Below are 17,320 nucleotides of genomic sequence, written 5' to 3' on the forward strand. Positions count from 1 at the left end.
CAAATCACCGGCGCTTCGTCTTGGCCTTCGCGCCCTGCTCTGCAAAGCCGATATAAACGCTGACAGACCTCGGCGCGCCGCCCGGTCCGTTGGGAATGGCGACGTGGTCGTTGTTGAAGATGAACTGCGTGCCGGCCCCGCCTGCGGGAACATCGATGGCGAAATTGGTCGTTTCACCGAAAATCTCGCCGTCGCCATCCTTCACCGTCACCCGGATCGGCACGGTGACGCGGCCGGGCTTGGCCATCGGGCCGGGAACGAGGCGGCCCTGGGCCAGCACGTTGACGGTGAGCGTCGATTCATTGGCGGTGCAGGAGCGCGTCGTATCGGACAGCGAGACCTGATAGGCGAGTTTCTGCGGATCGTCCTTGGCGCCGCCGGCATAGACGCGATGAACGGCATTGGCGTCGAGAACCGTCACGGCCGGGCAATTGGCCTGAACCACGGCAGCCGTTGGCGCGGCCTGCGCCGCCGGCGGGTTGACGGCAAGCGAGTCCGACGGGTTGGAGGAATTGCATCCTGCAACAACGACGAGAAGCGACATCGCGGCGGACAAACGCAAGAAATTCCCTGACACTCTTCTAATTCCCTCTCCATTGTCCCGGAACAGAACCGGAGACGCTGTTTATTGACCTTTCACCCAGGTTGGCGATGGTCTATAGCAGCGACGCCGGAAAAAATCGATTGGCATGTTCGGTTTTGCTTGAATTTTCAAAAAAGCGCTTCATGACCTCGCCAATCGCCTCATTTCGGTGAGACGCTGCGGAAAAGACGCCGATCACATCGGCAACGGATAAGGGACTATCTCGTGGAATATGTATCGACCAGGGGTGCGGCCCCTTCGCTTGGTTTTTGCGACGCGCTTCTGGCAGGCCTTGGCCGCGACGGCGGGCTTTACGTGCCGCGCAAATGGCCGTCCATGTCGAAAAAGGAAATCCGCAACCTGCGCGGCAAGTCCTACCAGGATGTCGCCTTCGAGGTTCTCTACCGTTTCACCGGCGGCGAAATTCCGGCCGACAAGTTCAAGGCGATGATCGACGACGCCTATTCGACCTTCCGCCACCCGGCCGTCGTTCCGCTGACACAGACCGGTCCGAACACCTTCGTGCTCGAGCTGTTCCACGGCACCACGCTCGCCTTCAAGGATGTGGCGATGCAGCTCCTCGCCCGTCTGATGGACTATACGCTGACGGAACGCGGCGAGCGCGCCACCATTGTCGGCGCCACATCCGGCGATACGGGCGGGGCGGCGATCGACGCCTTTGCCGGGCGCGAGCGTACTGATATCTTCATCCTTTTCCCGAACGGCAAGGTCTCTCCGGTGCAGCAGCGCCAGATGACGACCTCCACCGCTTCCAACGTGCATGCGCTGGCGATCAACGGCAATTTCGACGATTGCCAGACGCTGGTGAAGGAGATGTTCAACGACGTGAAGTTCCGCGACGGCGTGAAGCTTTCCGGCGTCAACTCCATCAACTGGGCGCGCATCATGGCGCAGGTGGTCTATTATTTCACCGCGTCTCTGTCGCTCGGCGGCCCCGACCGCAAGGTGTCCTTCACCGTTCCGACAGGCAATTTCGGCGATATTTTCGCCGGTTACGTCGCCAAGAAGATGGGCCTGCCGATCGACAAGCTGGTCATCGCGACCAATGACAACGACATTCTGGCGCGCACGCTGAAGACCGGCCGTTACGAGATGCGCGGCGTCAAGCCCACCACCTCGCCCTCGATGGATATCCAGATTTCGTCCAACTTCGAGCGACTGCTGTTCGAAGCCTACGACCGCGATCCCGCTGCCGTAAAGTCATCGATGGATGGCCTCAAGCAATCGGGCGCGTTTGAAATTCCGGAAAAGGCGCTGAAGTTCATCAAGAAGGATTTCCGCGCCGGACGCGCCACCGAAAAGCAGGTGGCGGCGACCATTCGCGACACGCTTGAAAAGACCGGCTACCTGATCGACCCGCACACGGCAACAGGTGTTTTCGTGGCGGAAAAGCACGAAAAGGCCACAACGCCAATGGTGGTTCTGTCGACCGCCCATCCGGCAAAATTCCCGGCGGCTGTAAAATCCGCTTGCGCAATCGACCCGGCGCTTCCAGTATGGCTCGCTGACATCATGAACCGGGAGGAGCGTTTCGACATTCTGGATGCGGAGCTCAAAGCCGTGGAAAGCTTCATCGGCAAACATGCACGCGCCGGCAAATAGAGACGCGGAAAGACGTTGAGTATGAGAGTAAATTTGACCCGGCTTTCGTCCGGGTTGACCGTTGTCACGGAAAGAATGCCACATCTCGAAAGCGTCGCTCTTGGGGTGTGGATCAAATCCGGCTCCCGCAACGAGACGACTGCCGAACATGGCATCGCCCATCTTCTCGAACATATGGCGTTCAAGGGCACGGCGCGCCGCACCGCCCGTCAGATCGCCGAAGAGATCGAAAATGTCGGCGGCGAAGTCAACGCCGCGACGTCGACGGAAACAACCTCCTACTACGCCCGCGTCCTCAAGGATCACGTTCCGCTCGCGGTCGATATCCTTGCCGACATCCTGACGGAATCGCTCTTCGATGAAGACGAGTTGGAGCGCGAAAAGAACGTCATCCTGCAGGAGATCGGTGCCGCCACCGATACGCCCGACGACGTGATCTTCGACAATTTCTCCGGTGTCGCCTATCGCGACCAGACGATCGGCCGGCCGATCCTGGGCACGCCCGAGACCGTGCAATCCTTCACGACAGGCCAGATCAGGCATTATCTCGCCCGCAATTATACGACGGACCGCATCTTCGTCGTTGCGGCCGGCGCGGTCGATCACGAGAGCTTCGTCAAGCAGGTTGAAGAGCGTTTCGCCTCGCTGCCGCAGCTGCCCGTGGCGACACCTGTGCTTGAAAAGGCTGTCTATACCGGCGGAGAAATCCGAGAGACCCGCGACCTGATGGATGCACAGGTGCTTCTCGGCTTCGAGGGCAAGGCCTATCATGCCCGCGATTTCTATTGTTCGCAGATTCTCGCCAATATTCTCGGCGGCGGCATGTCTTCCCGCCTGTTCCAGGAAGTGCGTGAATATCGCGGCCTGTGTTATTCCGTCTATGCGTTCCACTGGGGTTTTTCCGATACCGGCATCTTCGGCGTGCATGCGGCCACCGGCGGCAACGACCTGCCTGAACTGGTTCCCGTCATTCTGGAAGAGCTGCGCAAGTCCTCGCAGACCATCCACCAGGAGGAAATCGACCGGGCCCGTGCGCAGATCCGCGCGCAACTGCTGATGGGCCAGGAAAGCCCGGCTGCCCGCGCCGGCCAGATCGCCCGCCAGATGATGCTTTACGGCCGACCCATTCCGAATGAAGAGATGATGGAGCGGCTGGGCGACATCACCCGCACGCGCCTGACCGATCTTGCAGGACGGCTGTTTTTCGATACAGTTCCGACATTGTCTGCAATTGGCCCGCTCGAACATCTGCCGCCTCTTTCCGACATCACGGCCACGCTGTCCGCGCAGCAGCCCGCAAGGATAAAGGCGAACGGATAAACCGATATGAGAGCGGGATTTGAAGGTGAAGACCGCTCATCTTTTTCGCCATCCCATTCGCGGATGGCGATATCTGCCTGACAGGGATCGTGAATGCTGCGTTTTCTTTCCCGACATAATGACACACCCGAATTGCGCAGCGCCAATCACCTTCTCAGACTGCCGCGCTACAGCGATTTCAAGCAGTGGCACGTGCTGCGATCCGAGAGCCGGCAGTTTCTACAGCCGTGGGAACCGACCTGGCGGCCGGACGAACTGACGGAGGGCGCCTTCCGCATGCGCGTGGTGCGCAACGGACAGGAATTTTCTTCCGGCACCGCCGTTTCCTTCCTGCTGTTCGAAAAAGAGACGCTTCTGGTCGGCGGCATCACCATCGGCTACATCCGCCGCGGGGCGGCGCAGAGCTGCATGATCGGATACTGGATCGGTGAACGGCATGCCGCCCAAGGCCATATGTCTGCCGCATTAAAATTGGTAATACCCTACATCTTCAACGGACTTCAGTTGCACCGTATCGAGGCAGCCTGTATTCCGGAAAACTTCAAAAGCATCCGGCTCCTCGAAAATGCCGGGTTCCAGCGGGAAGGTCTCTTGCGGGAATATCTGAAAATCAATGGCCAATGGCGGGATCATATGATGTTTTCCCTTCTTGCCGACAAGCAAAGCTCCGGCGGAACGAAGTACGATACATGACCTACAATCACACTGCGCCTTGCCTCACGAAACGTCTGGCGGCAATCGCGCTGGCTGCGCCGTTTTTTCTGCTTTTCCTGCTTTTTGCCTCCCATTCCTTCGCCTTCGAGCCGGTCAAGATCTCCCGTGACGACACGGCGCTCGATCTCACCGCCACCACGGATATCTATGCCAATCAGGGCGAAGCCTTTCAGGTTTCCACCGCGCCGGGTCCTGACGGCATCCGCCGGCGCATCGAGGTGCGTGCCAGTTCCGACGATCACCAGGGCGACTGGGCCGTGTTCGCGCTTGCCAATGTCTCCGAAGAGCAGCTGGAGCGCGTGATCGTCGCGCCGCATTTCCGTCTCGTCAATTCCAAGCTGTTCTGGCCGGATCTCGGCTCGCAACGCATCATGGCGATAACGCCCAGCGAAGGCTTTGCGCTCGACAGGCAGCCAAGCCCGGACGCCGACGTCTTCCGCATCACGCTCAATCCCGGCTCCGTCATCACCTTCGTCGCCGAGCTTTCCACACCGCAGCTGCCGCAGCTTTATCTGTGGGAACCGGAAGCCTACAAGGATACGATCAACGCCTTCACGCTCTATCGCGGCATCGTGCTCGGCATTGCCGGCCTGCTTGCCGTGCTCCTGACCATTCTCTTCGTGGTCAAGGGAACCTCGGTCCTGCCCGCGTCTGCCGCCCTTGCCTGGGCCGTGCTTGCCTATATATGCGTTGATTTCGGGTTCCTCGAAAAGCTCATCACCGTCACCTCAAGCGATCAGCGAATATGGAGGGCGGGCGCGGAAGTGGCGCTCGCCTCCAGCTTCGTCGTCTTTCTCTTCACCTATCTCAACCTGAACCGATGGCACGCACATCTGGGTTATGCGACCTTTGCCTGGGTGGTGGGGCTGGCGCTGCTGTTTGGCGTGGCGATCTACGACCCTTCCGTCGCATCCGGTATAGCGCGTGTTTCCTTCGCGCTGACGGCGACGGCGGGCATCGCGCTCATCATCTATCTCGGTTTCAACAAATACGACCGGGCGATCCTGCTCGTCCCATCCTGGGCCTTGATCCTCGTCTGGCTGTTCGGCAGCTGGTTGACGGTGACGGGACAGCTGGACAACGACATCGTGCAGCCTGCGCTTGGCGGCGGGCTGGTGCTGATCGTTTTGCTGATCGGTTTCACGGTCATACAGCACGCCTTTGCCGGCAGCGCCTATCAGCAGGGGTTGTTCTCCGATCTGGAGCGGCAATCGCTGGCGCTGACGGGCAGCGGCGATACGGTCTGGGACTGGGACGTGACGCGTGATCGCATCGTCACCACACCAGATATTTCCAACCGCCTGGGGCTGGAGCCCGGCACCATGCATGGCGCCGCGCGCAACTGGCTGCCGCGCCTGCACCCTGATGACCGCGACCGGTTCAAGGCGACGCTCGACGTGCTGCTCGACCATCGCAAGGGCCGGCTGAACCACGAATTCCGTATCCGCGCCGAGGATGGCCACTTCCACTGGCTGCAAATCCGTGCGCGTCCCGTTCTTGGCTCCAACGGCGAAATCATCCGCTGCGTCGGCACCATCACCGATATTACAGAGCAGAGAAATTCGGTCGAGCGGCTGCTGCAGGACGCGATGAACGACAATCTGACCGGGCTTCCGAACCGGCAGGTCTTCCTCGACCGCCTGCAATCGATCCTCAACCTCTCGCCGGACAGCGAGGGCGTGCGGCCAACCGTGATGGCGATCGATATCGACCGTTACAAGCTGGTCAATGACACGCTCGGCATTGCTGCAGGCGACAATATTTTGATTGCCCTCACCCGGCGCCTGCGTCGCCTGCTCAAACCGCAGGACACGCTGGCTCGTCTCGGCGGCGACGAATTCGGCCTGATCCTGACCTCGGAGCGCGATCCGCAGCGTGTGGCGGATTTCGCCGATGCGGTGAACAAGGCGATCATGGTGCCGATCAATTTCGCCAATCGCGAAATCATTCTCACCGCTTCTATCGGCCTCGTCTCGTGGATCGACCAACAGGAAAGTGCGGCAGGTCTGCTCAGCGATGCGGAATTGGCCATGTATCGCGCCAAGCGCGCCGGCGGCAATCGCGTCGAGCCTTTCCGCCCCGCCTTCCGCACCTCGGGCACCGACCGGCTGCAGATGGAAAGTGACCTTCGCCGCGCTATCGAGCGCAAGGAGCTGTCACTTGCCTATCAGCCGATCGTCAAGCTCGATGATGGGGAACTTGCCGGTTTCGAGGCGCTGATGCGTTGGGAGCACCCGAAGCGTGGCAATATCCCGCCAAGTGAGTTCATTCCGATTGCCGAAGCCTCCGGCCTGATCGAGCCGCTCGGCATGTTCGCGCTGGAACGGGCAGCGACCGACCTGATGGACTGGCAACATGCCATCGACAAGATGCCGATCTTCATCTCCGTCAATATTTCCAGTGCCCAATTGCTGAACAACGAACTCTATAACGACGTTCGCGGCATGCTCACCCGCACGCGCTGCAACCCGCAGCAGCTGAAGCTGGAACTGACGGAATCCGTCGTCATGGAAAATCCAGAACAGGCGCGGCTTGTGCTTTCCAAGCTCAAGGAAACCGGCCTTAGCCTCGCCATGGACGATTTCGGCACGGGCTATTCATCGCTCGCCTATCTCACCCGTTTCCCCTTCGATACGATCAAGCTCGACAAGGCGCTGGTGGCCAATACCAGCGACAAGCGTAACGTGCTTCTGCGCTCCGTCATTGCCATGGCGCGGGCGCTCGACATGCAGGTGGTGGCGGAAGGCATCGAAACGCCTGAGGATGCGGCCGAACTGGCCCGCATGAACTGCCATTTCGGCCAGAGCTTCCTGTTTGGCACGCCGGTTTCCGGCGATGCGGCGCTAAAGCTTCTTCGGGAGCGGTTCCAGCCGACGAAGCGGGCTTCGTAAGCGAAGTATTGGAACGCGAGGTATCTACCCCCGTCAGCCGACGCGCGTCGGCGCGGCGGGAAAAGTCCTTTCAAGCCAAGGACTTGGGCAGGCCTCATACCGGATCAAGTCCGGCACGACCGGAGGAGGAAACACCGCGTTTGCCGGCTTTTACTCCTCGCTTGTCGATATTCACTGAACCACGGCAGCCTGCACCGGTGTTGACGCATCCGCCGCCACCCTCCCATGCAGCAGGTCGTGAATGAACTCCATCTTCGCAACCACCGGCGGCGTCAGGACGAAGGGATAGAGGTCCGCTTCCCCCATGCTGCGCTGGATCGAGTTGATCGCAACGCTGAGCGGAATCCAGGCCTTGACCAGCTGTGCAGCGCTGCGGGCATTGTAAGGATCGAAAGTCACCTCCGCCGCCATTTCTTCATGCCCGTCGGGGTCGATTGCCACGCCGAAGGCGCGCGCGGTCTCAAGCGTATCGACGATATGCAGATAATGCGCGAAACATTCGGCAAAATCCTCCCAAGGGTGGACGGAGGCATACGAACTGATGAAGCTGTCCTGCCAGTCGGGACGTGGACCCTCCTCGTAACTGCGTTGCAGGGCAGCGCCATAATCTTCTCTGTCATCGCCAAAGACGGCGCGGCAGGCCTCCAGTCGGTTTGCATCGCGTACGAGCTTGTTCCAGATGAAGTGACCGACTTCGTGGCGGAAATGGCCGAGCATTGTGCGGTACGGCTCGTTCATATTGGCGCGCACCTGTTCGCGCGTAGCATCGTCGGCCTCGGCCGCACGAATGGCGATCAGCCCCTCGTCATGACCGGTCATGGCCGGAATGACGGAACCATCTGGCGCCACCTCATCCACCAGAAAGTCGAAGACAAGGCCGCCAGCGGGATCGGCATCACGGTTGGGATGCGGGAGGCCGAGCCGCAGGATAGAATAAAACAGATGACGCTGCGCCTGGCTGATACGACGCCATTGCTCAATTCCCTGTTGCGTCGCAATGTCGGGCACAAGGCGATTGTGGCTGCAGGCAGGGCAAAATGCGCTTTCGCTTCCCGCGGGCACCGACCAGTTGCAGATATCGTTCACTTCATTGGCGCAAAACCGCACCTGTTTTTGCGGTTCCGCGACGATCTGCCAGTTCGGCTCACCGGCCGGGGCCAGCGCCTCCATGGACAGGCGCTCCGGCACGAAGGCAAGACGATGACCGCAGGAAACGCAAAAACGATTGTCGAAATGCACCGGCTGGCCGCAGGATGCGCAGGAAAAAAGCTTCATCGATGAAACCCTTGCGATGGATCAGTTGGTCGGAGGCAAATCTGGGACGACGGCATGAACGGCGCAACAGGAAGAGCGTTCCGGCGCTCAGACGACAAGAGCGCATGTGCTCTTGAACACATGCGCTCCGCGCGCCCCATCATCAGAGAGGCGCAATCAATACGGCGATATTACATGCGGTCGACGGCGCCCTTTACGGCATCCTTCGCCTTGCCGACGGAGGACTGTACCTTGCCCTTGGTTTCCTGGGCGGCACCCTTGGCGCGCAATTCATTATTGCCGGTCGCTTCACCGACGTTCTTCTTCACCTTACCAGCAACTTCATTGGCTTTACCGGCGACCTTGTCAGATGTGCTACCCATATTACTGCTCCCTAGTTGAACCGTACTGTCTGTGCGGCTTTCCGGGTAAGTAACGCCAAAGGGAGAAGAATGGTTCCAGCCAACACGAGCGGGAAGATGAGGCTCAGGCATGCCCCGCATCTGTGGAGAGCATGCGTGCATCAACGCCCATCAGGGCGAGCGCCCGCTCGTATTTATTGTCCAACCCGCGGTCGAAAATCAGCTCCTCCGCAGCCGGGCAGTTCAGCCAGCCATTATTGGCGATCTCGTTTTCCAGTTGTCCTGGCCCCCAGCCGGCATAACCGAGCATCATGGTGGCCCTTTGCGGGCCGCGGCCGTTGGAAATGGCGCGGACGATATCCAGCGTTGCGGTCAGCGAAATGTCATCGCTGACGGGAATGCTGGATTCGCTTAAATAGTCATCCGAATGCAGAACGAAACCTCGGCCGGATTCCACCGGGCCGCCGCACTGGATCGGGAACTCACGGGTGCGGTTGGGCAGCATGATGGCGTCGTTGCTGTCCACCAGTTTCAGGTGGAGCAGTATGTCCGTGAAGGTAATCTGCTGCGGCCGGTTGATGATGAAACCCATGGCCCCGGCGTCCGAGTGGGCGCAGATATAGATCACCGCACGGGCAAAATTGCCGTCGTCCAGCCCCGGCATCGCAATGAGGAACTGGCCGTCGAGAAAGCCACGTTCGCGCTTGTCCATCAGGGTTGAAAAGCTCACAGGCGCCTCCAGCAGGCCGAATTCCGTCGTTTAACGGAAAACGGCGTTCGCACTTCGACAAAGGACAGGATGCGGCATACCGCCCGATCAATCAACCGAAAATGATGAACCCCACGAATTCGTAACTGGTCCGCCGGTCGATGTTGGGTTAGACGGGAAGCATGAGCGTCAGGTTATTCTTTCGATTTTCACATCTTCACCTCGCGGCTGCTTTTGCCGCCCTCCTTGGCGGCATGCAAGCCGCCCGGGCCGACATTACCGACTGGGCCAGGAGCGAGGGCGGCCAGATGCGCGTCGCGAGCCTTGCCGTGGATGCAAACGGCGTGGTGCGCGGCGTATTGCAGATCGAGCCGAAGGACGGCTGGATAACCTATTGGCGCGAACCCGGAGAAGCAGGCATACCGCCGCAGATCACGCCTGATCCGACCAGCGGTGCGATGCTGACCGCCATGGCCTATCCGGTTCCGAAGTTGATCGAAAACGGCGATATAACCGATATCGGTTATGACCACGCCGTCAGCCTTCCCTTTCAGCTGAAGGTTACCGATCCGGCAGCAGGCGGGAAGATCGACCTCACCGCATTCATCGGCGTCTGCCAGAATATCTGTATCCCTTTCGAGGCGAAGTTCTCCATCGACCGGGGCACGGCTGGTGATGATGACAGCGAGGAGCGCCGCCTTCTCGAAGAGGCGCGCGAAACACTGCCCGAAGCGGCATCCGACGATTTCAAGGTGATCGATTTCCACATCACGCCCGACAAGACCATGCTCGGCGTGCAGCTGCAGCTTCCGGAAAACGCGCCGAAGGAGACCGAAATCTTCATCGCCGGCCCCTCGGGTTTTGCCTATTACGAGCCGCAGAACCTCGTGCGCGACAAGCGCAAGCTCTCCTTCTACATGAACATCAAGGGCCTGCCGAAAACCTATCAGGTGCAGGGCAACAGCTGGCCCATTCTGGTCAAATCGGGCGACCGGGCCATGGAGACGATGCTGAATTTCCCGAAGCCCTGAACGGTGGCTCCGCGGTGGAATCCACCGTGAAAACCGCATGGCGGATTTCATTTCCGTGCTCCTGATACCGTTGGATTCGTTGCGAACCTGCCAGTATCCGGACAGCTTGTTTTCGTTTGTCTTCCAGGGAAAACCGGGTTCCACTTTTCCCTGGCAAACTCTATAGTCGCGCGAACCGAACGGCCATAGGAGCACGGACATGACCATCAAGATCGGCGATAAACTGCCTTCCGCAACCTTCAAGGAAAAGACGGCCGATGGCCCGGTGGAAACCACCACGGACGCGCTTTTCGGCGGGAAGAAGGTTGTTCTCTTTGCCGTTCCCGGCGCTTTCACCCCCACCTGCTCGCTGAACCACCTGCCGGGTTATCTTGAAAACCGCGACACTATTCTGGCCAAAGGCGTTGACGATATCGCAGTCGTTGCCGTCAACGACTGGCATGTAATGGGCGCATGGGCGCAATCTTCGGGCGGTCAGGGCAAAATCCATTTCCTCGCCGACTGGGATGCGTCCTTCACCAAGGCGCTCGGCCTTGATGCCGACCTCTCCGCCGGCGGCCTCGGCGTGCGTTCCAAGCGTTATTCGATGCTGGTGGAAGACGGCGTCGTGAAGTCACTCAACGTGGAAGAGAACCCCGGTCAGGCGACGGTCTCTGCCGCTGCGGCGATGATCGAGCAGCTTTAAGGCCGATTGTTTGGCCACAGGCCGGGCCATAAATCCTCGGGCTTGTCCCGGGGATCCAATCATTTCACCAAAAACGAAATGCTGCAGATGTTTGGAGCGGGCCCGAGCATGAGGGAAGAGAGCGGCGAGGAGCCGCCTTCTCAAACATTCATATCAAACACCAGAAGCCCGGCAAGACCGCCATCGGTGAGTGACACGAGGCGCTCCCCCACCTCCATATGCCTGGGGTGGGCAAGATATTCGTCCCGGGCTTCCGGGCTTTCAAGCGTCACGATGAAGCCATCGACAAAACCGCCATTCAGCCCTTCGGGTGAAACGTTCTGTCCGTATTTCACATCGACGATGCCGGGTATCACGTCTTTCAGGGCGGCGATCGCCTCGAAAATTGCATGTTTTTCAGAAGCGGCCGTCGCGGCTTTGAAGCGTAGAAAGACACAATGCAGGATCATCCGGATTTTTCTCCTCCGTTGGGCACCACCGGAGCACCCCTTGACGACAAGATAGGTCGGGTTTCGGTTTTCACAACCCCGGATGGGGGCGTGCCGGCTCGGATTTTGTCCGGCGCAAAATAGAGCAATCTTGCATTACCGCCGTTTGAAAGGCTCCATGCCTTTTCGCGCCAATTCATCGGCGCGCTCGTTTTCCGGATGGCCGGCATGGCCCTTCACCCAGTGCAAGGTAACCTTGTGGCGCTCGCGCGCCACTTCCAGTGCCTGCCACAGCTCCACATTCTTGACCGGCTTGTTATCGGCTGTCTTCCAGCCCTTCTTTTTCCAGCCGAAAATCCACTTGGTGATGCCGTCCTTCACATAGGCGCTGTCGGTGTAAAGATCGACTTCGCAGGGGGCCTTGAGCGCATTGAGCGCGGAAATCGCCGCCATCAGTTCCATGCGGTTGTTGGTGGTCTCTGCCTCGCCGCCGCAGAGTTCCTTCTCCACCTCGCCGTAACGCAGCACCGCACCCCAGCCTCCCGGACCCGGATTGCCGGAGCAGGCGCCATCGGTGAAAATATCGACATGCTTCATTCGCCGGCCAGCCCGTATTCGGCGACAGTGGCGATGGAACGGTGGAACCGCAGCTTGCGCAGATATTCCAGCGGGTCTTTTTTCACCACCAGCGCGCCCTCCGGCGTTGTCAGCCAGTCGTAAAGCCGCGTCAGGAAGAAGCGCAGAGCCGAACCGCGCGCCAGAAGCGGCAGCGCTTCCAGCTCCGCTTCACTGAGCGGCCGCACGGACTGGTAACCTTCCAGCAACGCCTTGCCCTTGGTGACGTTGTAAGCGCCATCCTTTTCAAAGCACCAGGCATTGAGGCAGATCGACACATCATAAGCGAGCAGGTCGTTGCAGGCGAAGTAAAAGTCGATCAGACCGGAGAGTTCGTCGCCGAGGAAGAACACATTGTCCTGAAACAAATCCGCATGGATGACACCGGCCGGCAGGTCCTTCGGCCAATGCGCCGCGAGATAATCGATCTCGGGGCGAATCTCGTCCTTCAGTCCCTTCTCCACCTCGTCCGCACGGTCTTCGGATTTCTCCCACAGCACCTTCCAGCCCTCGACGGAGAGCGCGTTCGGCCGCTTGATCTCGAAGCCTTCGCCCGCCAAATGCATGGCGGCCAACGCCTTGCCGACTTCGCGGCAATGTTTCGCCTCCGGCTTTCTCAGCCACATTCCCTCAAGGAAGGAGATAAGCGCGGCGGGGCGGCCCGACAGCTCTCCCAGCAACTCGCCATCCTTGCGCGGCAGCGGCAAGGGGCAGGACAGGCCCTTGGCGGCCAGATGCTGCATGAGGCCGAGGAAGAAAGGCAGATCGGATTTTTCCACACGCTTTTCATAAAGCGTCAGGATCAGCGGGTCCTTGGTGGTATGCAGCAGGAAATTGGAGTTTTCGACGCCTTCGGCAATTCCCTTGTAGGAAGTGAGGCTGCCGACGTCGTACTGCGTGAGGAAATTCCTCAGATCATCTTCGGTGATATCAGTATAAACTGCCAATTTTAAATCTCTTGATGAAGGATGGAGTGGAAATCCGGCAGAGCGGCGCGGGGCGAATACCACCCTTCCCGCCAAACCATGTCAGGCGCCGGCTGCAGCCTTAGGCGGCAGCGCGTTGCTGGCATTGCCGTTGACGAAAGCCATATCATCCGTCGTCAGCTCGATGCTGCGCAACTCGCGATTGACGAGGAAATGTTCCGTTTCCTCAACCGTCACGGCGAGATCGAGCGTGGTGTCGAAACGCGCCTTGAAGGCTTCGATGATTTCATCGACGATGACTTCAGGAGCGGATGCACCGGCCGAGAGACCGACGGTGCGGATGTCGCCGATTTCATTCCAGTCGATTTCGGAGGCGCGCTGCACCAGGACAGAGCGCTTCGCACCCGCACGCAGGGCCACTTCCACCAGCCGCTTGGAATTGGAGGAATTGGGGGCTCCGACGACGATGAACAGGTCGCAGCCGGGCGCTGCCTGTTTCACCGCATCCTGACGGTTGGTGGTCGCGTAACAGATGCTGTCGGCGGCGGGCGCCTGAATGGCCGGGAAGCGTTCCTGCAGCCTGGCGATCACGCCTGCCGTGTCATCGACCGACAGGGTCGTCTGGGTGACAAAGCCGAGATTTTCGCGGTCCAGCGGCTCATAACGGTCGGCATCCTCCACCGTTTCGATGAGCGAGACGGTGCCTTCGGGAAGCTGGCCCATGGTGCCGATGACCTCTGGATGACCGGCATGGCCGATCAGCACCACATGGCGGCCGAGGCGCTGGTGGCGCATGGCCTGCTTGTGGACCTTGGAGACCAACGGGCAAGTGGCATCGAGATAAAACAGGTTGCGCGCCTGCGCATCCTCAGGCACCGATTTAGGAACGCCATGCGCCGAGAAAACCACCGGCTGCTCGCGATGTTCAGCCGGAATTTCATGCAATTCCTCGACGAAGACCGCACCCTTGGCCTCCAGCCCTTCCACCACATAGCGGTTATGCACGATTTCGTGGCGAACATAAACGGGCGCGCCATAGGCCTTCAGCGCCAGCACGACGATCTGGATCGCCCGGTCCACGCCCGCGCAAAAGCCACGCGGTCCGCACAGCCTTATCGTCAAAGGGGGTTTGGAAACGGCGATGTTCATTCCAGCTCCTTAGGCGTGCTCCGTGCCCTGCCGATGGCCAGCCCTGCCGGGCGGCAGGCGCACTATTCATCGCGCGCCTTGTGGTTCCGGAAATAGGCAAAACCGGCGACGATGACAAGGGCTGCAGCCAGACCATACCACGTTATCGCATATTGCAGGTGATTATTGGGCAAATCTATCAGCGTCACCCCGCCCTGCGGCCAGCCGCCGGGATTGGGGGCGGCATCGGCATCCACGAAAAGCTTGACCAGCCGGTCCGGCGGAATATCCGCACTGGAGGCCATGGCCGCCAGATCCTTCCAGTAGAATATGTTCTTGGCGATATCGTTGTCCGGCAGCAGCGAGGAAGGCTTGGCGACAAGCGGCGCACGCGCCAGCCCCGTAATCGTCACCTCGCCCGTCACCTGCCCCTCGGATCGCTTGGCCGGATCCTTCATCTCGAAGGGCACAAAACCGCGATTGACGAAGAGGACGCGGCCATCGGCAAGCGTCAGCGGCGTATAGATGTAATAGCCGGTTCTGCCCTGGTGGGTGGCGAAGAAATGCCGCTCGCGGGCGTGATCGAAGGTACCGGACAGACTGACCTTGCGATACTCGATATCGCCGCCGCTTTTGGCAATCGCCTCTATTTCGGCAACCGTGGCGGGGGCAGCGTTTCGCCGTTCTTCTATATCGGCGAGAAGTGCCTCTTTCCAGTAAAGCCGCTTTACCTGCCAGGTGCCGAGCCCGAGAAGAATGGCAAGCGCCAGCAGAACCAGCGGCGCAGCGAACCAGACCCGCCTTTCCGCCGCCTTCATGTGGGACACGTCATTCACGGTCAAGCCTGCCTTCGCTTGCATTGTTGCGGTATTGCAGCGCAATCATGATGCCCTTCAGCTTGCGCAGCAGCACGAGGGAGACAATCACCGTGAATGGCAACCACAAGATGACATGCACCCAGACGGGCGGCGCAAAATGCTGATCGAACCAGAGCGCCAGCCCGACAACCAGAAAACCGACGATCAGCATGACGAAAACCGCCGGGCCATCACCCGCATCGGCAAAACCGTAATCCAGTCCGCATGCGCTGCAGGCGGGTTTTACCGTCAGAAAACCATCGAAAAGGCGCCCGTTGCCGCAGCGAGGGCAGCAGCCCTTCAAGCCCACCTTGATCGGGTCGACCGGGGCGAACTTGCTGCCTGATGGCTCTGACATGGTGAAACCTCCCGCAAAGTTGGCCAAAGTCCGAGGGCGACGTCGATCTCTTGGAAACCTGCCTCAAAACCCGGGCACTTGTTTCTTGCTCGATCGCGTCCCGTCTTCTTCTCCCCGCCGGGGAGAAGGTGGCCCGAAGGGTCGGATGAGGGGGCTAGCTCTCCGGATATCTCTACCGGAGCCCCCTCATCCCGCTGCCGCGGACTTCTCCCCGGCGGGGAGAAGAAACGATTGCACCCGCTCGCTCCACCGGATGCCTTGCTTTGGCCCTTGGCCCTATCAGCCGTGAATTGGCGCGCCCCAGCCACCCCAGATATAGATGGCGAAGAACAGGAACAGCCAGACAACGTCAACGAAGTGCCAGTACCAGGCAGCGGCTTCGAAACCGAAATGCTGGGTGGGCGTGAACCCGCCGGCAATGGCGCGGAACAGGCAGACCAGCAGGAACACCGTGCCCACGAAGACGTGGAAACCGTGGAAACCGGTGGCCATGAAGAAGGTCGCGCCGTAGATCGAATTCTTGAAGTCGAACGGGGCGTGCATGTATTCGTAAACCTGCACGGTGGAGAACAGCACGCCAAGCGCAACGGTGAGCACCAGACCCGATATCAGGCCCTTGCGGTCATTGTGCAGCAGAGCATGATGCGCCCAGGTGACACAGGTGCCCGACAGCAGCAGGATGACGGTGTTGTAGAGCGGCAGATGCCATGGATCGATGACTTCGATGCCCTTGGGCGGCCATTGTCCGCCGGTATATTCGAGACGCGACGCCTGAATAGCTTCGTGGGGGAAGAGGCTGGCATCGAAATATGCCCAGAACCATGCGACGAAGAACATCACCTCTGAGGCGATGAACATGATCATGCCGTAACGCAGATGCAGCGAAACGACGCGGGTGTGATTGCCTTCGCGGCCTTCCTTGATCGTATCCGCCCACCACGCATACATGGTGTAGAGCACGATGACGAGACCGATATAGAACAGCCAGGGATTGGCGAGTTCCGCGCCGAACAGCTTGAAGGAGCCCCCCGACAGGTAACGCATGTAACAAACGCCACCGAAAGTCAGGATGAAAGCGCCGATCGAGGCCAGAAGCGGCCAGGGGCTTGGATCGATAATGTGGTAATCGTGGTTCTTCTGATGCGTATCTGCCATTGCGACAATCCCCTGGTGTCTCTTCCCTGATCCGGCCTCGGCAAAGGCCGGATCTCCTCTCACAATTTGCTTTCGCCAGATTCGGTTTTTACCGGCAAGGACGCAACCGGTTTTTCGGTTTTGGCCGGATAAAACGTATAGGACAGCGTTAAAGTATGAATGCTCTTGGTCTCGCGCGCCGTGGCGATGTCAGGATCGACGAAGAACACCACCGGCATTTCCAGCGTTTCGCCGGGCTGCAACGTCGTTTCGGTGAAGCAGAAGCACTCCACCTTGTTGAAATAGGCGCCGGCTTCCATGGGCGTGACGTTGAAGACCGCCGTGCCCGTGGTCGCCACCGGTGAACGGTTCGTCGCCTTGAAGGTCACCTGCACCGTTTCGCCGATCTTCGGCGTGACCTTCCTGTCGACCGGCTGGAAATCCCAGTTGAGGCCGTTCGACGTATTGGCGTCAAAGGTGACATTGATGGTCTTGTCGAGGATCACATCGGAATATTGCTCGACGCGCTGGGTCGTGCCGTTGTAACCGGTGACACGGCAGAACAACGTATAAAGCGGCACGGCGGCGTAGGCCATGCCGATCATGGCGCAGAAAAACACCAGACAGAGAACGAGGATGGAGCGATTGCTCACCCGCTGCCGCTCGGTCCCCGTTGTCTGCGCTTCCATATTCGCCATATCC

18 protein-coding genes are annotated in these 17,320 nt (G+C 59.7%); 6 read left to right on the forward strand and 12 right to left on the reverse strand.

The features are described from left to right. Positions 1 to 4 precede the first annotated feature (4 nt). Positions 5 to 544, reverse strand: coding sequence for a hypothetical protein (locus WA845_RS01450; protein WP_044458783.1), 540 nt, complete (start codon positions 542 to 544; stop codon positions 5 to 7). A gap of 264 nt (positions 545 to 808) precedes the next feature. On the opposite strand from WA845_RS01450, the gene thrC reads away from it, so the two are divergent. The 4 genes from thrC (at position 809) to WA845_RS01470 (ending at position 7,131) form a co-directional block, all read left to right on the forward strand. Beyond that, positions 809 to 2,206, forward strand: a complete 1,398-nt coding sequence (thrC, locus tag WA845_RS01455) for a threonine synthase (protein ID WP_112553389.1) — start codon at positions 809 to 811, stop codon at positions 2,204 to 2,206. Between the two features lie 21 nt (positions 2,207 to 2,227). Then, entirely contained in the window at positions 2,228 to 3,526 is a 1,299-nt protein-coding gene (locus tag WA845_RS01460; RefSeq protein WP_112553387.1) for an insulinase family protein, read from the forward strand. A gap of 93 nt (positions 3,527 to 3,619) precedes the next feature. After that, complete coding sequence (locus WA845_RS01465) at positions 3,620 to 4,219, forward strand: GNAT family N-acetyltransferase (protein WP_004440394.1); 600 nt, start codon at positions 3,620 to 3,622, stop codon at positions 4,217 to 4,219. Then, positions 4,216 to 7,131, forward strand: coding sequence for a sensor domain-containing phosphodiesterase (locus WA845_RS01470; protein ID WP_004440393.1), 2,916 nt, complete (start codon positions 4,216 to 4,218; stop codon positions 7,129 to 7,131). Before WA845_RS01465 ends, WA845_RS01470 begins: the two co-directional genes overlap by 4 nt. A 171-nt stretch (positions 7,132 to 7,302) precedes the next feature. Here WA845_RS01470 and WA845_RS01475 read toward each other — a convergent pair whose 3' ends face one another. The 3 genes from WA845_RS01475 to WA845_RS01485 all read right to left on the reverse strand — a co-directional run bounded on the left by WA845_RS01475 (position 7,303) and on the right by WA845_RS01485 (position 9,477). Next, positions 7,303 to 8,406: a putative zinc-binding metallopeptidase gene (locus WA845_RS01475; protein WP_112553383.1), complete on the reverse strand. Its 1,104-nt coding sequence runs from the start codon at positions 8,404 to 8,406 to the stop codon at positions 7,303 to 7,305. Between the two features lie 170 nt (positions 8,407 to 8,576). After that, the gene (locus tag WA845_RS01480) at positions 8,577 to 8,768 is read right to left on the reverse strand and encodes a CsbD family protein (RefSeq protein ID WP_004440389.1); all 192 of its coding nucleotides are present in this window, start codon (positions 8,766 to 8,768) and stop codon (positions 8,577 to 8,579) included. Positions 8,769 to 8,871: 103 nt separating this feature from the next. Further along, positions 8,872 to 9,477: a YqgE/AlgH family protein gene (locus tag WA845_RS01485; RefSeq protein WP_004440387.1), complete on the reverse strand. Its 606-nt coding sequence runs from the start codon at positions 9,475 to 9,477 to the stop codon at positions 8,872 to 8,874. Between the two features lie 161 nt (positions 9,478 to 9,638). Between WA845_RS01485 and WA845_RS01490 the strand changes: the two genes are divergently transcribed. After that, positions 9,639 to 10,487, forward strand: coding sequence for a protein-disulfide reductase DsbD domain-containing protein (locus WA845_RS01490; protein ID WP_004440386.1), 849 nt, complete (start codon positions 9,639 to 9,641; stop codon positions 10,485 to 10,487). 199 nt (positions 10,488 to 10,686) lie between these two features. After that, complete coding sequence (locus WA845_RS01495) at positions 10,687 to 11,172, forward strand: peroxiredoxin (RefSeq protein WP_006699978.1); 486 nt, start codon at positions 10,687 to 10,689, stop codon at positions 11,170 to 11,172. 140 nt (positions 11,173 to 11,312) lie between these two features. Here WA845_RS01495 and WA845_RS01500 read toward each other — a convergent pair whose 3' ends face one another. The 8 genes from WA845_RS01500 to WA845_RS01535 all read right to left on the reverse strand — a co-directional run bounded on the left by WA845_RS01500 (position 11,313) and on the right by WA845_RS01535 (position 17,316). Continuing rightward, positions 11,313 to 11,621: a Dabb family protein gene (locus WA845_RS01500; protein WP_022555741.1), complete on the reverse strand. Its 309-nt coding sequence runs from the start codon at positions 11,619 to 11,621 to the stop codon at positions 11,313 to 11,315. Positions 11,622 to 11,756: 135 nt separating this feature from the next. After that, entirely contained in the window at positions 11,757 to 12,197 is a 441-nt protein-coding gene (gene rnhA, locus WA845_RS01505; RefSeq protein WP_004440380.1) for a ribonuclease HI, read from the reverse strand. Further along, on the reverse strand, positions 12,194 to 13,162 hold the full coding sequence (locus tag WA845_RS01510; protein WP_004440378.1) for a homoserine kinase: 969 nt from the start codon (positions 13,160 to 13,162) through the stop codon (positions 12,194 to 12,196). The genes rnhA and WA845_RS01510 overlap by 4 nt, the downstream gene beginning before the upstream one ends. An 81-nt stretch (positions 13,163 to 13,243) precedes the next feature. Continuing rightward, positions 13,244 to 14,290 carry a 4-hydroxy-3-methylbut-2-enyl diphosphate reductase gene (gene ispH / locus WA845_RS01515; RefSeq protein ID WP_004440375.1) on the reverse strand — a complete coding sequence of 349 codons (1,047 nt, stop codon included), beginning with the start codon at positions 14,288 to 14,290 and terminating at the stop codon, positions 13,244 to 13,246. A 62-nt stretch (positions 14,291 to 14,352) separates the two neighbouring features. Further along, a complete protein-coding gene (locus tag WA845_RS01520; RefSeq protein ID WP_376751458.1) occupies positions 14,353 to 15,129 on the reverse strand; it encodes an SURF1 family protein in 777 nt (258 codons plus the stop codon). Beyond that, positions 15,098 to 15,484, reverse strand: coding sequence for a DUF983 domain-containing protein (locus tag WA845_RS01525; protein ID WP_004440372.1), 387 nt, complete (start codon positions 15,482 to 15,484; stop codon positions 15,098 to 15,100). The genes WA845_RS01520 and WA845_RS01525 overlap by 32 nt, the downstream gene beginning before the upstream one ends. Before the next feature lie 279 nt (positions 15,485 to 15,763). Further along, positions 15,764 to 16,639, reverse strand: a complete 876-nt coding sequence (locus WA845_RS01530) for a cytochrome c oxidase subunit 3 (RefSeq protein ID WP_004440371.1) — start codon at positions 16,637 to 16,639, stop codon at positions 15,764 to 15,766. Positions 16,640 to 16,698: 59 nt separating this feature from the next. Beyond that, positions 16,699 to 17,316 (reverse strand): cytochrome c oxidase assembly protein, encoded by a 618-nt coding sequence (locus WA845_RS01535; RefSeq protein ID WP_004440369.1) that lies wholly within the window; start codon positions 17,314 to 17,316, stop codon positions 16,699 to 16,701. Positions 17,317 to 17,320: the final 4 nt, after the last annotated feature.

The sequence above is a fragment of the Agrobacterium sp. CMT1 genome (assembly GCF_037203725.1).
Classification (GTDB): Bacteria; Pseudomonadota; Alphaproteobacteria; order Rhizobiales; family Rhizobiaceae; genus Agrobacterium; species Agrobacterium pusense.